Genomic DNA, 14,025 nt, shown 5'->3' on the forward strand with positions numbered 1-14,025 from the left:
TCAGCTTGAACGCGATGAGTGCGACTTGCAGCGCCGCCGAAGCGGTGCGGCCGCGCAAACGGCATCCCGGCCTCTGCGCCAACTGCTGCTCGCCCGCCGTGGCAGCGACTGGCGCGCGATTGGCAAGCTTCGCCCCACAACCACAGGCACCCACATGAGCGGTTATTGCAGCATCGCCCCAGGCCATCCGGTCCATGGCCACTACCACGATCACGAGTACGGCTTTCCGCAGCGCGACGAACGCGAGTTGTTCGAGCGGCTGGTCCTGGAGATCAACCAGGCCGGACTGAGCTGGGAAACCATCCTGCGCAAGCGCGTCAATTTCCAGCAGGCTTACGACGGCTTCGACGTGGACACCGTTGCTGCGTATGGCGACCAGGACATCAGCAGGTTGATGGGCGATGCCGGCATCATCCGCAATCGTCTCAAGGTGCTGGCGGCAATCCACAACGCACAGGTCATCCAGGCGCTACGTGCCACCCACGGCAGCTTCGCGCAATGGCTGGACGCCCACCACCCGCTCGACAAGGCGGCCTGGGTCAAGCTGTTCAAGAAGACCTTTCGTTTCACCGGCGGCGAAATCACCGGCGAGTTCCTGATGAGCCTGGGCTATCTCCCTGGCGCGCATCATGCCCAGTGCCCGGTGTTTGCGCAGATCCGGGCACTGGCGCCGCCCTGGTTGCAGGCGCAGAAGCCGGCAAAGACTCGCACGGTCCAGCGCGGCTAGACACCTCTTGCACGCCGCACGCGAAATGCTCGGGGTTATGGCTATTCGCATCGGCATTTCCGGCTGGCGTTACGCACGCTGGCGCGGCACGTTTTACCCGGCTGGCCTGGCCCAACGGCGCGAGCTCGAATACGCCGCGGGCCGCTTTCCCAGCGTGGAAATCAATGGCTCCTTTTATTCGCTGCAGCGCCCGGAAAGCTTCCAGCGCTGGCATGACGAAACGCCTGAGGATTTCGTCTTTTCGGTCAAGGGCCCGCGCTTCATCACCCATATGAAGCGCCTGCGCGATTGCGAGCAGGCGCTGGCCAACTTCTTCGCTTCCGGAGTGTTGCGGCTGGGCGCCAAACTGGGCCCGATCCTGTGGCAGTTGCCGCCGACCCTACGGTTCGATGCCGAGCTGCTGGACGCATTTCTCGGCAGCCTGCCGCGCGATAGCGAGGCCGCGTTGGCGAGGGCGCGCAAGCGCGACACCGCGCTGATGCAGGGCCGCAGCGCGCTGGCAATCGATCGCCGGCGACCGATCCGTCACGCACTGGAAGTGCGTCACGACAGCTTCTGCGATCCGGCCTGCATGCGGCTGCTGCGGCGTCACAATGTCGCGGTGGTGGTCGCCGACACCGCAGGCAAATTCCCGTACCTGGAGGACGTCAGCGCCGATTTCGTCTATGTGCGTCTGCATGGCGATGCGCAGTTGTACGCCAGCGGCTACAGCGATCCCGCCCTGGATCGCTGGGCAGCACGCATCGCCGCGTGGGCCGGCGGAGCCGAACCGGACGATGCAGCCCGCGTCGGCGCACGCGCCCGCAAACGCGCAATGCGCGATGTGTACTGTTATTTCGACAACGACATGAAGGTGCATGCGCCGTTCGATGCGCGCGGGTTGATGCAACGGCTGCAGTTGCCTACCAACTGCCCGGCACGCGAAAACACCTAGAACTGCTGACAAACGACGGTGCTAACGCCAGGCGGGCCTGGCCGGTGCACGGAAAGCGGCATGCATCGCTGGCACGCTGCAGTTCTGGGCGCGCCAGCCGCGCCCGCTGACAGCTGCATGCGACGGATGGTCAGCCGCTCCTGGACGCGCCATGCGAGTGATCTTCGGCACGCATCACACGCCCATATACCGGTGCGGGCGGTGATTGAACATCAGCACCAGACTCAGCATCAAGGCGCCGATGGCCGAATACAGCACCTTGTCCGGGGTCAGCACGAAGAAAGCGACCAGCATGAGCATCGCGTCGAAGCTCATTTGCACCTTGCCGGCGCTCCAGCCACGCTCGCGCTGCAGGTATACCGCCAGGATGCCGATGCCGCCCAGGCTGCCCCGGTGGCGAATGAAGAACAAAATACCCAGGCCAGACAGCGCCCCGCCGACGATCGCCGAAAAGGCCGTGCTCATGTGCGCGTAGTCGGCCCAGCGCGGCAGCAGGTTGGTCAGCACGCCGCACGCGCCGACTGCCGCGAAGGTCTTCAGGGTGAACTCCCACCCCATCCGGCGCACGCTCAGCCAGTAGAACGGCAGATTGACCAGCACGAACACCAGGCCGAAGTTCCAGTGCAGTGCGTAGTGCAACAGGAAGGCCACACCGGCCATGCCGCCGATCATCAGCCCGCCCTTGGCGAAGATCGCCAGACCGAGCGATGCGACCAGGGTCGCCAGCACCATGCCTTGCGCATCCTCAGCCACCGAATGATGGAAGGCGTGGTCGTCGGCGGCAGTTCCGGCCGAATCCGGCGGAGGAGTGAGCGGGCCGGCAGTGACCACGGCACCATCGTCGGGCAAGGGTTCTTGCTCCGGTCGCAGATCGGAATCGGGAAGGCTCACGGACTTGGGCACTGCAGTGGGGTGCGATATTAGACACTATCGACCCACCCGGTTACATCTGAAACCGGGCAGGCCTCGCCAGGCCGGTGCGTGACCGGGGCACCTCGGCCGGCCGTCGACCGCCGCCCCCCTCCGCAGCAGCCGGGCATGCCGGAGCAGCGCGATAAAGGGATGGCCGCGCTCCTCGATCGCCGGCAGACGCGCGGACGATTCGAGCCGGACCGTCGTTTTCCCTGGCGCGCTCAGGCGCTCCCTCCACGCGGCGGCCAGGACCGCGTCGGCAGTGCGATCCTGGCGCAACGCCGGCCGCACGCCGGGCACGAAATGGCAGCCACGCGCAGACGGGCGGCGTCACCGTGGCGGCAGCAGCTCAGCTCCGTGCATGCCTGGTCCGATCCCCGCGCTTGTTACCCGTCGCCACTGGCACCCGGTGCACGCAGGCACCGAGGCGCGCAGCACTCAGCGCACTTCGGAAATCTCTACACCGTCCAGGCCCTGCGACAAGGTCTTGGCATCGCCACCCTGCGAGAGCTTGATGCGCAGGCGCACTTCGTTCTGCGAGTCGGCGTAGCGCAACGCATCTTCGTAGCTGATTTCGCCGGCCTGGTAGAGCTCGAACAAGCTCTGGTCGAAGGTGCGCATGCCCAGGTTGGTGGACTCCTTCATGATCTCCTTGAGCTTGTGGATCTCGCCGTCGCGGATGTAGTCCTGCACCAGCGGCGTGCCCAACATGATTTCCATCGCCACGCGACGGCTGCGGCCATCCGGGGTCGGAATCAGCTGCTGCGCGACCACGCCCTTGAGGTTGAGCGACAGATCCATCAATAGCTGGTTGCGGCGATCTTCGGGGAAGAAGTTGATGATGCGGTCCATCGCCTGGTTGGCGTTGTTGGCGTGCAGCGTACACAACACCAGGTGGCCGGTTTCGGCGAAGGCGATCGCATGGTCCATGCCTTCGCGGGTGCGCACCTCGCCGATCATGATCACGTCCGGCGCCTGGCGCAGGGTGTTCTTCAGCGCGTTCTCCCAGCTGTCGGTGTCGATGCCGACCTCGCGCTGGGTGATGATGCAGCCCTCGTGCTTGTGCACGAATTCGATCGGGTCTTCGATGGTGATGATGTGCCCGGTCGAGTTCTGGTTGCGGTAGCCGATCATCGCCGCCAGCGAGGTCGACTTACCGGTCCCGGTGGCGCCGACGAAGATGATGATGCCGCGCTTGGTCATCGACAGCGTCTTGATCACCGGCGGCAAGCTCAGCTCGTCCACGGTGGGGATGCGCGTTTCGATCCGGCGCAGCACCATGCCCACCTGATTACGCTGGTAGAAGCAGCTCACACGAAAACGCCCGACCCCGGACACGCCGATGGCGAAATTGCACTCGTGGGTCTTTTCGAATTCCTCGCGCTGCGACGGCGTCATCACGTTCAACACCAGATCGCGACTTTGCTGCGCGGTCAGCGGGGTCTGGGTAATCGGGCTGATCTTGCCGTGCACCTTGATCGCCGGCGGCATCCCCGAGGTGATGAACAGGTCCGACGCCTTCTGATGCGCCATCAGCTTGAGGAAGGAGGTGAAGTCGATGGTGCTCATGGCGTGCTCCTCTGGAGCAGGGATTCGGGAGTGGAGATTCGGGATTCGCAAGAGCGGGGTCCGGTCAGGGAACCGCCGTTGCGAATCCCCAATCCCGGCTACTCGAATATCCGCTTGTCCTTGGCGTACTCGCGGGCCTGGTTGCGCGTGATCAGGCTGCGCTTGACCAGGTCCTGCAGATGCTGGTCGAGCGTCTGCATGCCGTATTGCTGGCCGGTCTGGATCGAGGAATACATCTGCGCCACCTTGTCCTCGCGGATCAGGTTGCGGATGGCCGGGGTGCCGACCATGATTTCCCATGCTGCGGTACGGCCGCCGCCGACCTTCTTCAACAGCGCCTGCGAAATCACAGCGCGCAGCGATTCGGACAGCATCGAGCGCACCATCGGCTTTTCGCCGGCCGGGAACACGTCGATGATGCGGTCGATGGTCTTGGCCGCCGAGCTGGTGTGCAGGGTGCCGAACACCAAGTGACCGGTTTCCGCAGCGGTGAGCGCCAGGCGAATGGTTTCCAGGTCGCGCAATTCGCCGACCAGGATGATGTCCGGGTCTTCGCGCAGCGCCGAGCGCAGCGCTTCGTTGAAGCCGTGGGTGTCGCGGTGCACCTCGCGCTGGTTGATCAGGCACTTCTGCGAGGTGTGGACGAATTCGATCGGGTCCTCGACGGTGAGGATGTGGCCGTATTCGTTCTTGTTGATGTAGTCGATCATGCCGGCCAGCGTGGTCGACTTGCCCGAGCCGGTCGGGCCGGTCACCAGGATCAGGCCCTGCGGCTGATCGATCAGCTGACGGAAGATCGGCGGGCAGCCAAGGTCTTCCAGCGTCAGCACTTCGGACGGAATGGTACGGAACACCGCACCGGCGCCGCGGTTCTGGTTGAACGCATTGACGCGGAAGCGCGCCAGCGACGGAATCTCGAACGAGAAGTCGACCTCGAGAAATTCTTCGTAATCGCGACGCTGCTTGTCCGACATGATGTCGTAGACCAGCGCGTGCACCTGCTTGTGGTCCAGAGCCGGAATATTGATGCGACGGACATCGCCATCGACACGGATCATCGGCGGCAGCCCTGCAGACAGGTGCAGGTCCGATGCCTTGTTCTTGACAGAAAACGCCAATAGTTCAGCGATATCCATGCGCTGCTTTTCCCCTAGGCTGCGATTGGAAGGTACTCCCCGGCCGGCAGTATAGCGTTCTGGCTGCCGGCGGGAAGCGGCCTGTCGCCGGTTCAGGCCGGCCGCGACGCGTCTGGCTGAAACTGTTGCCTGCGCCCGGCTGCGGAACGGCCCAAGGCCGAATGGCTGGTGCGCGGTGGCATCAAGGACTTGCTGGCGAGCGCAGCGCTTGCCCGCGCGTAGCGGGTCGCACTGCCAGTCCATCGCCCCGGGCCTTGGTCGGGCTTGGAGACGGTTGCCCACCTTGCTTCCAGACACTCCTCTTAAACGCGCGCAGCGCCGGCGCATCGATCCAGGCGTCCGGCAGCCCCCAACTGGATGGAAGCGTCTGCGGGCGGCACTATAGCGCTCCCGCCTTCTCCGGAACGCCACGTGCCGGCTTCGTCGCTGCAACAGATTCTCGATGCCATCCACGCCGCAGCGGCCGCACAAGCGCGTGCCGACGTGCGGCTGCTGGCGGTCTCCAAGACCAAGCCGGCCGACGCCGTTGCCGCCCTGGCCGCGCAGGGCCAGCGCGCCTTTGGCGAAAACTACGTGCAGGAAGCCGACGCCAAGATCGCCCAGTTGCGTGCGTTGGATCTGGAATGGCATTTGATCGGCCACCTGCAATCCAACAAGGCCGAACTGGCGAGCCAATGCTTCGATTGGGTGCAGACGGTGGACCGCGCCAAATTGATTCCGCTGCTGGCGCGTCACCGCCCGGACGACCGCGCGCCGTTGAATGTATTGATCCAGGTCAACATCGACGACGAGGACAGCAAGCATGGGTGCGCACCCGAAGCGATCGACAGCCTGGCCGAAGCGATCGCCCTGCAACCACGCTTGCAGCTACGCGGACTGATGGCGATCCCTGCCCCGTTCCCCGATCAGGCACGACGCCAGGCTGCGTTTTCGCGCATGCAGGCGCTGTTCCAGCAGCTGCAGGCCCGTCATCGGCAGGTGGACACCTTGTCGATGGGCATGAGCTCGGATTTCGCCGAAGCGATCGCGGCCGGCGCCACCATGGTGCGGGTGGGCACGGCGTTGTTCGGCGCGCGCGGTCGGGCGCCGGACGCCTCTGCCTGATCGCATCGCCTCCCACATCGACTCGTCTTATTAAGGTGCTGCAATGAACACACCTGCTTCGTCCTCGCCCTCGTCTTCCGCTACGACGTCCATCGCCTTCGTCGGCGGCGGCAACATGGCGCGTAGCCTGATCGCCGGGCTGATCCGGCAGGGGGCGCCGGCTGCCAGCATCCGCGTGGCCGAGCCGGTGGCCGATCTACGCGAAGCCTTGGCGCGCGACTTCGGCGTGCAGGTCGTCGAGGATGCGCGCGCCGCTGTCGATGCGGCCACGACCTGGGTTTTGGCGGTCAAGCCGCAGATCTTGCCAATGGTGTGCACGCAACTGGCCGACCTTGCGCAGGCAAAACAACCGCTGCTGGTTTCCATCGCGGCCGGCATCACCGCCACGCAGCTGCAGCGCTGGTCGGGCGGCGATATCGCCGTGGTTCGTGCCATGCCCAACACACCCGCCTTGCTCGGCGCCGGCGTCACCGGGCTGTACGCCAACGCGCGTGTGTCCGCGACGCAACGCCAACAGGCCACCCAACTGCTGGGCAGCGCCGGCGTCACCGTCTGGATCGACGACGAAGCGCAGATGGATGCGGTGACCGCGGTCTCCGGCAGCGGACCGGCCTATGTCTTCCTCTTGGCAGAAGCGATGGAAGCTGCCGCGCAAGCGCAGGGCCTGCCCGCCGCAACCGCGCGCACCCTGGTGCTGCAAACGCTGCTCGGCGCCGCACGCATGCTCACCGAATCGGGCGAACCACCGGAGGTCCTGCGTCGCCGCGTGACCTCGCCAAACGGTACGACCCACGCCGCCATCGAGACGTTCCAGGCCGGCGGCTTTGAAGCCCTCACCGCCCAGGCCATTGCCGCAGCGACCGAACGCGGCCGCAGTTTGTCCGCTGCCAATGGCTGATTGAAACGCGGCGGCGTCTGTATCTAGCGCATCGCGTGGCACCTTTGCGCGGCGCGCATGGCAAGACGAAAACGAATTCGAACATCTGCGCAAAGCGCCGCGCCAGCGCCTGGATCGCCGGAAGGTGGATGCAGGGCGATACGGCGCCGAAGGCTGCATCGCGCCCAAAAACCGATCTATTTGCCGCACATGCAACGCGCGTCCACGTTTGCAATCGATGGCAGCCATCTCGTCGGCGCGTGGCCCCCGTTACGTGCATCCCCCAAAACGGCTGGCCTTATCGGCTGGCTGCATCGTCCTCACGGATGCGCGTTGCGGCCTTTGCTCGCGCAAACGATCTGCTGCTGTGCGTCAGACCTGCAGCGAACGTGCGCATGGCACGGGCAAGCCGATGCGTTTTGTCCGTTTTTTCTGCCGCTGGTGAACGAATCCCCGTCGAAAGATGCTTTTTTCGTGCTGTTTCATCGTTTGCCTATTGGCGGCGCGCAGCAGTTGCCCTACATTTCGCGTTGCCGACTGGGTCGGCAGACCCAACACCACCAACGAATACGGAACACATCACTCATGGCAAAAACCGCCGCTAAGAAGGCTGCCCCCAAGAAGGCAGTGAAAAAGGTCGCCGCGACCAAGACCGCAAAGCCGGCCAAGGCCGCTGCCGCCAAGTCCGCTGCGCCCAAGCCGATCAAGGAAGCACTGAGCAAGACCGGCCTGGTCGCGCACATTGCCGAAAGCACCCAGTTGGCTCCGAAGGACGTCCGCGCCGTGCTGGCGTCGCTGGAAGCCACCGCACACGCATCGCTGAGCAAGAAGGGCGTCGGCAGCTTCACCATCCCGGGCATGCTCAAGCTGACCACCGTGCACGTGCCGGCCAAGCCGAAGCGCAAGGGCATCAACCCGTTCACCAAGGAAGAGCAGATGTTCGCCGCCAAGCCTGCGACCACCAAGCTCAAGTCACGTCCACTGAAGAAGTTGAAGGACGCGGCGCTCTAATCGAGCACGCATCCGGTATCACGAAGACGGCCTGCGGGCCGTCTTTTTTTATCGTCCCAGACAGTGCAGCACATACCGCTCATCGGCACTGCCCTACCCTGCATGCTGATTCGCCATCTGCAGGTGCCCGTGACCGGTCCGTCGAACACCCTGCCATCGTCGCCACGCCGAGCTTCCACACGTAGCCCCGCACGTCGGCTGCGCAGCATGGTTGTCTCCATTGCGCTGTTGTGCGTGCTGGCAGTAGCAACCCGCTGGGCCTGGCAGCTGCCAATCGCCCATCAGCTCCGTACCAGCTGGGAGCTGTCGCAAATGCCGCCACCTGCGCAGTTGCATGTGCCGGTGGAAGGCGTGCGTGCGCGACAGATTGCCGACACCTTTGGCGCACCCCGTGGCCGCGACCGCACACACGCGGGCGTGGATATCTTCGCGCCACGCGGTACATCGGTGGTGGCGGCAACGCGCGGCGTGGTCAGCGCCATCCGCGACCAGGGCCTGGGCGGAAAACAGGTCTGGCTCCTGGGTCCGGCGATGGAACGGCATTACTACGCGCATCTTGACGACTGGGCTGCCGGCCTAGCAGTAGGCGATGTGGTCGAGCCCGGCACCCTGCTTGGCAAGGTCGGCACCACCGGCAACGCGCGCGGCACGCCGCCACACCTGCACTATGGTGTCTATGGACGCAACGGTGCGTACGATCCGCTGCCGCTCCTGCGCAAACCCGCCGCACAGCCAGCAAACTGAGCACGTTGGAACACTGCGTCATGGGCCACCCTATCGAGACGGTTGCGTCCTGCGCCTATGGTGAGCACAGCCCAGAACGACGCGACCCATATGTCCCGCAAACGCTATCGCATCACGGTCACGCCCATCGAAAACGACGGCCGCCCTTGTGACGACCGCTGCACCATCGAATTCGAACAACGTTCGCGCGCCGACTGGATGCGGCTGCTCGAAGAACTACACCTGCGCCGCGATCTGAGCAGCGACGAATGCGCGGCACTGACCGTAGGCTCGCAATTGCTGGAAGACCTGGCGGCCCGCCCACGCGCGCAGCCCAGCGATGCACTGGACGCATTGCGTCCCAAACTGCAGCTACTGCTGGAACGCCTGCAGCGCGTGCACCCCGCCACCGGTGCCTGAAGACGCATCGCCGCACGTACCCGCTACACTGCGCACCTCGGGGATGGGGACGCGCCATGCGCTGGATGGGAATACTCGTTGTCGCAGCCGCACTTTCTGGTTGCAGCTGTCATCGCACTGGCGATCCGCAGGCAACCGACGCGTCGGCGACGCATGCTGCGAGCACATCGCGCCCTCTCGATAAGGGCACTGCCGGCACCACGACCGCATCACCTGCCCCTGCGGCCAATCCCACCGATGCTCTTGCGCTGGCCAACTACGCCCAAGCAAGCGCCACCGTTCAACGTTACCTCGGCGCGTTGCCGGGAACGGCGCGCGCGCAGGCCGATGCCTTATGGACCGGCGGCCGCCCTGCCCCGGTGCCGGACGACGCTGCCTTGCGCGCCATCGCCAACATCCAATCGATACGCATCAACAACGACCCGCCCATTGCGCTGGATCAGGCGCAGCCGCCACAGCGTATCGAAGTGCCGGTGCAATTGACGGTACGCACCACCACCGGCACGCAACGCCTGGTCGGCGCATACCGGCTGCAACCCCGCGCCGGTAGCGATGGCTGGGAAATCTATTCGGCTACGCTGCAACCGGTGTTGCGCTAACCCGTGGTTCACCGGCGCCGACTAAGGTGATGTCACATGTTGCCGGAGTCACCCGATGAAACTGCGTTCGCTTGCCGGATCCATGCTCGCCCTCGCCTTGGCAATGCCCATTACCAGCGCCTGGGCCGCACCGCAGATCCAGGGAAAACAGATCAGCGTGCAGGCCAGCGACCTGCAGCAGTATCTGGGTGGCCGCTTCCCGCAGACACACGACACACTGGGCGGGCTGATCGCAATGACGGTCAGCAACCCGGCGCTCTCGTTGCCGCCAGGCGATCGGCTCAAGATGGCGTTCGATCTTGCCGTGGCGACCGCGGGCGGCGCTCCTGCACCGGTCGGCAATGTGACCTTGACCAGCGCACTGCGCTACGACGTGGCCAAGCAGGGCTTCTATCTCGACCAACCCAGCATCGACGACTTCCGCCCCGCCCACGCGGGCGCAAAGCTCGACCACAGCACGCGGCAGCTGCTCAATACCTGGCTGGCCGACTACGCGCGCAAGGAACCGATCTACCGGATCGATCCGGCGATTGCGTCCGTGATGGGTGCGGTGCAGGTGGAATCGGTCGGCATTCAGAACGGGCGTGTGGCGGTCAACTTCAACCAGAACATCGAGCAGCTGGTGCCCGCGGCAGCGCTGTCCGGGAAGTAGGCCCGCGTGGGTTGGCGTCGATGGCGCAACCCACGCACCACTCCAAATTGAAAGGCCCGACGCACCTGCGCCGGGCCTTCTTGTTTCGAGCTGACACTGGCCAGTGAGGAGCCTATGCAGCCAAGGCCTCGGCCACTGCCGCGGCGAACGCAGGAATGTCGTCCGGTTTGCGGCTGGTAATCAGCTGACCATCGACCACCACTTCGGCATCCTGCAAGCGCGCGCCGGCATTGATCAGGTCCGTCTTGACCGACGGCCATGAGGTGATCTGGCGGTCGCGGACCAAGTCGCTTTCGAGCAACAGCCACGGTCCATGGCAGATCGCCGCCACTGGTTTTTGTGCGGTCGAAAACGCGCGAATGAATGCGATTGCCTGCTCATCGGTGCGCAGCGTATCGGGATTGAGTACGCCGCCAGGCAAGACCAGCGCGTCGTAGGATTCGGCTGTTGCCTGATCTAGCTGCCGATCGACCGTTACCGAATCGCCCCAATCTGTGTGATTCCAAGCGCGAATCTGTGCACCGTCGCCTGGCGCGATGACCTCGACCTTGGCACCCCAGCTTTCCAGCAGGCGCTTGGGCTCGGTCAGTTCGGATTGCTCGAAGCCATCGGTGGCCAGCACGGCAACCGTCTTGCCTGTAAGCGAATAAGACATATGGGGCTCCTCATAAAAAGAAGCCCAAACCTAGAAAGCGTGCCGTTGCGCACCTGTGAACCGATGTGTGCGTGGCGTCAGCGCCTGACGCCACCTTCATGCTCAGCGCTTGGGCTGCAGCATCGTTCCGGTGCAATTCTTCGAGCCGCAGCGGCATTCCCAAATTTTCTTCAGGCGTGGCGTGTGACGCTCGGCAAGGGTGATGCCGTAGTTATAGGTGAGCTCTTCGCCGGGTTTGATGTCGCGCTTGGCCTCGATGAAGATCTTGTCCTTGCGGCGGTCGTCGCCCTCGGCTTCTTCGATCACCGCTTCGCAATTAGGATCGCAGCTATGGTTGATCCAGCGCGCGACATTGCCTTCGTAGTTGGCATCCAGCACGTAGTCGTCGCTGAGCGTAAACAAGAAGGTATGCCCGCTCTCCACGTCGCCGGTGTCGTCGGCATCCACTTCGGCATGCGTGCGCAGCCGTCCCTTGTACTGAATGATGCGCTCGCCCTTGCGTAGCGGGGCGAGGGCGAACATGCCATTGCCGTGGATACGAGACTTGCGGGCGGCAACTTTGCGCGACATGTAGGGGTCCAGTGATGGGGCCGCTCATTGTGACCGCAGCGCGCCAATGCGCCAAGCACAAGCGCAGCGTGCACCGCAACGGGCCACGCTTGCCGGCGGCTGAACCGCGCCGTTGGCCCTGCCTTACTGGAAAGAGTACAATTTCGGTCCGCTTTCGGATTTCGTCTTCTCCTCCATGTTGCGCGTCACCAAACTCACCGATTACGCCACCGTCGTGCTGACCGTCCTGGCGGCACGCTGCGATCAGGTGCTCAGCGCAAGCGAGCTGGCCGAACAGGCCGGTCTGGAAGCGCCGACTGTCAGCAAGATTCTCAAGCCGTTGTCGCAGGCGGGCCTGGTTGAAGGCTTGCGCGGCGTGCACGGCGGCTACCGACTTGCGCGCGCCGCCAGCGACATCACCCTGGTGGAGATCGTCGAAGCGATGGAAGGTCCGTTGGCGATCACCGAATGCAGCCAGGACCACAGCCAGTGCGGTATCGCGCAGCGCTGTGGCGTGCGCTCGAACTGGCGCCTGATCAACGACGTGGTCGGCGATGCCTTGCGTCGCGTCACGCTCGCGCAGATGTTGCAGCCCCTTTCTCTCCCTGGCGACACCCGTCGGCGTTCCATCGCCGCACGCGTCGCGACCACCTGACCTGTAGGCAGCCCAATGGCCACCGAACTTGCTCCCCCACAGAACGCGCAGATCCTCGAACGGCTGGGTCGACGCTACGACGCCGGCTTCATCACCGAAATCGAATCGGACTCGCTCCCGCCCGGCCTGGACGAAGACGTCATCCGCGCGTTGTCGGCCAAGAAAGACGAGCCGCAATGGATGACCGACTGGCGTCTAGAGGCCTATCGCCATTGGCTAAAGATGCCGATGCCGGAGTGGGCGAAGCTGCAGATCTCGCCGATCGACTTCCAGGCGCTGAGCTATTACTCCGCGCCCAAGGGCCCGAAATACGCCTCGCTGGACGAGGTGCCCAAGGAATTGCTGGACACCTACGACAAGCTGGGCGTGCCGTTGCACGAGCGCGCCAAGCTGGCCGGGGTCGCCGTCGATGCGGTGTTCGATTCGGTCTCGGTCGGCACCACCTTCCGCAAGGAACTGGCCGAAAAAGGCGTGATCTTCTGTTCGATGTCCGAGGCCATCAAGGAGCACCCGGAGATCGTCAGGCAGTACCTGGGCAGCGTGGTGCCGGTGGGCGACAACTATTTCGCTGCGCTCAACTCGGCCGTGTTCTCCGACGGCAGTTTCGTGTTCATCCCCAAGGACGTGCGTTGCCCGATGGAATTGAGCACGTATTTCCGCATCAATGCCGGCCATACGGGCCAGTTCGAGCGCACCTTGATCGTGTGCGAAGACAAGGCCTACGTCTCGTATCTGGAAGGCTGTACGGCGCCCATGCGCGACGAGAACCAGCTGCATGCGGCGGTGGTCGAGCTGGTGACGCTGGAAGATGCAGAAATCAAGTACTCGACCGTGCAGAACTGGTACCCGGGCGATGAGGAAGGGCGCGGCGGCATCTACAACTTCGTCACCAAGCGTGCCGAATGCCGTGGCGCGCGCAGCAAGGTGACCTGGACCCAGGTCGAAACCGGCTCTGCGATCACCTGGAAGTACCCGTCGTGCGTGCTGATTGGCGACGATTCGGTGGGCGAGTTCCATTCGGTCGCGTTGACCCACCATCGTCAGCAGGCCGACACCGGCACCAAGATGATCCACATCGGCAAGCGCACCAAGAGCAAGATCGTCAGCAAGGGCATCAGCGCCGGGCGTGGCCAAAATACCTATCGCGGCCAGGTCAAGGTGGACCGCAATGCCGATGGTGCACGCAACTATACGCAGTGCGATTCGCTGTTGATCGGCAAGCAGTGTGGCGCTCATACCTTTCCCTATATCGAGGTGAAGAACCCGGGCGCCACCGTCGAACACGAGGCCACCACCTCCAAGATCAGCGACGACCAGCTCTTCTATTGCCGCGCGCGTGGCATCAGCCAGGAAGATGCGGTGTCGTTGATCGTCGACGGCTTCTGCAAGCAGGTGTTCCGCGAACTGCCGATGGAGTTCGCAGTGGAAGCCAAGAAGCTGCTGGAAGTCTCGCTGGAAGGCAGCGTCGGCTGACGCTGCCTTAGAGATTCGGCATTGGGGAT

16 protein-coding genes are annotated in these 14,025 nt (G+C 64.1%); 11 read left to right on the forward strand and 5 right to left on the reverse strand.

Features of this window, described 5'->3' with window-relative positions; genetic code table 11:
- Positions 1-154: 154 nt before the first annotated feature.
- A complete protein-coding gene (locus J7360_RS08405) occupies positions 155-727 on the forward strand; it encodes a DNA-3-methyladenine glycosylase I (protein ID WP_078587306.1) in 573 nt (190 codons plus the stop codon).
- A 7-nt stretch (positions 728-734) separates the two neighbouring features.
- On the forward strand, positions 735-1,661 hold the full coding sequence (locus J7360_RS08410) for a DUF72 domain-containing protein (RefSeq protein ID WP_176215041.1): 927 nt from the start codon (positions 735-737) through the stop codon (positions 1,659-1,661).
- A gap of 174 nt (positions 1,662-1,835) precedes the next feature.
- On the opposite strand, the gene J7360_RS08415 is transcribed toward J7360_RS08410, so the two are convergent.
- The 3 genes from J7360_RS08415 to J7360_RS08425 all read right to left on the reverse strand — a co-directional run bounded on the left by J7360_RS08415 (position 1,836) and on the right by J7360_RS08425 (position 5,278).
- Positions 1,836-2,510, reverse strand: a complete 675-nt coding sequence (locus J7360_RS08415) for a YitT family protein (RefSeq protein ID WP_016851096.1) — start codon at positions 2,508-2,510, stop codon at positions 1,836-1,838.
- Positions 2,511-3,011: 501 nt separating this feature from the next.
- A complete protein-coding gene (locus J7360_RS08420) occupies positions 3,012-4,142 on the reverse strand; it encodes a PilT/PilU family type 4a pilus ATPase (protein WP_003489921.1) in 1,131 nt (376 codons plus the stop codon).
- Positions 4,143-4,240: 98 nt separating this feature from the next.
- Positions 4,241-5,278, reverse strand: a complete 1,038-nt coding sequence (locus J7360_RS08425) for a type IV pilus twitching motility protein PilT (protein WP_003489919.1) — start codon at positions 5,276-5,278, stop codon at positions 4,241-4,243.
- 411 nt (positions 5,279-5,689) lie between these two features.
- On the opposite strand from J7360_RS08425, the gene J7360_RS08430 reads away from it, so the two are divergent.
- From J7360_RS08430 to J7360_RS08460, 7 genes are all read left to right on the forward strand, one after another.
- Positions 5,690-6,382, forward strand: a complete 693-nt coding sequence (locus J7360_RS08430; RefSeq protein WP_057662318.1) for a YggS family pyridoxal phosphate-dependent enzyme — start codon at positions 5,690-5,692, stop codon at positions 6,380-6,382.
- 43 nt (positions 6,383-6,425) lie between these two features.
- Positions 6,426-7,280: a pyrroline-5-carboxylate reductase gene (gene proC, locus J7360_RS08435; RefSeq protein ID WP_209033646.1), complete on the forward strand. Its 855-nt coding sequence runs from the start codon at positions 6,426-6,428 to the stop codon at positions 7,278-7,280.
- Between the two features lie 564 nt (positions 7,281-7,844).
- Positions 7,845-8,270, forward strand: coding sequence for an HU family DNA-binding protein (locus J7360_RS08440; protein ID WP_008571830.1), 426 nt, complete (start codon positions 7,845-7,847; stop codon positions 8,268-8,270).
- Between the two features lie 102 nt (positions 8,271-8,372).
- A complete protein-coding gene (locus J7360_RS08445; protein ID WP_007966167.1) occupies positions 8,373-9,014 on the forward strand; it encodes a M23 family metallopeptidase in 642 nt (213 codons plus the stop codon).
- Positions 9,015-9,071: 57 nt separating this feature from the next.
- Positions 9,072-9,413: a DUF3861 family protein gene (locus J7360_RS08450; RefSeq protein WP_003489901.1), complete on the forward strand. Its 342-nt coding sequence runs from the start codon at positions 9,072-9,074 to the stop codon at positions 9,411-9,413.
- 56 nt (positions 9,414-9,469) lie between these two features.
- Positions 9,470-10,012: a hypothetical protein gene (locus J7360_RS21635; protein WP_057662315.1), complete on the forward strand. Its 543-nt coding sequence runs from the start codon at positions 9,470-9,472 to the stop codon at positions 10,010-10,012.
- 55 nt (positions 10,013-10,067) lie between these two features.
- Positions 10,068-10,664 carry a DUF1439 domain-containing protein gene (locus tag J7360_RS08460; RefSeq protein WP_005913303.1) on the forward strand — a complete coding sequence of 199 codons (597 nt, stop codon included), beginning with the start codon at positions 10,068-10,070 and terminating at the stop codon, positions 10,662-10,664.
- Positions 10,665-10,776: 112 nt separating this feature from the next.
- On the opposite strand, the gene J7360_RS08465 is transcribed toward J7360_RS08460, so the two are convergent.
- Both J7360_RS08465 and J7360_RS08470 read right to left on the reverse strand, forming a co-directional pair.
- Positions 10,777-11,319: a type 1 glutamine amidotransferase domain-containing protein gene (locus J7360_RS08465; protein WP_057662313.1), complete on the reverse strand. Its 543-nt coding sequence runs from the start codon at positions 11,317-11,319 to the stop codon at positions 10,777-10,779.
- Positions 11,320-11,421: 102 nt separating this feature from the next.
- Positions 11,422-11,889 carry an SET domain-containing protein-lysine N-methyltransferase gene (locus tag J7360_RS08470; RefSeq protein ID WP_003487757.1) on the reverse strand — a complete coding sequence of 156 codons (468 nt, stop codon included), beginning with the start codon at positions 11,887-11,889 and terminating at the stop codon, positions 11,422-11,424.
- Between the two features lie 175 nt (positions 11,890-12,064).
- Between J7360_RS08470 and J7360_RS08475 the strand changes: the two genes are divergently transcribed.
- Together J7360_RS08475 and sufB are read left to right on the forward strand one after the other, a co-directional pair.
- Positions 12,065-12,523, forward strand: coding sequence for an SUF system Fe-S cluster assembly regulator (locus tag J7360_RS08475; RefSeq protein ID WP_003487759.1), 459 nt, complete (start codon positions 12,065-12,067; stop codon positions 12,521-12,523).
- 15 nt (positions 12,524-12,538) lie between these two features.
- A complete protein-coding gene (gene sufB, locus J7360_RS08480) occupies positions 12,539-13,996 on the forward strand; it encodes a Fe-S cluster assembly protein SufB (RefSeq protein ID WP_057662309.1) in 1,458 nt (485 codons plus the stop codon).
- Positions 13,997-14,025 lie beyond the last annotated feature (29 nt).

It is taken from the genome of Xanthomonas sp. D-99 (assembly GCF_017746145.1).
GTDB classification, from domain to species: domain Bacteria; phylum Pseudomonadota; class Gammaproteobacteria; order Xanthomonadales; family Xanthomonadaceae; genus Xanthomonas; species Xanthomonas cissicola.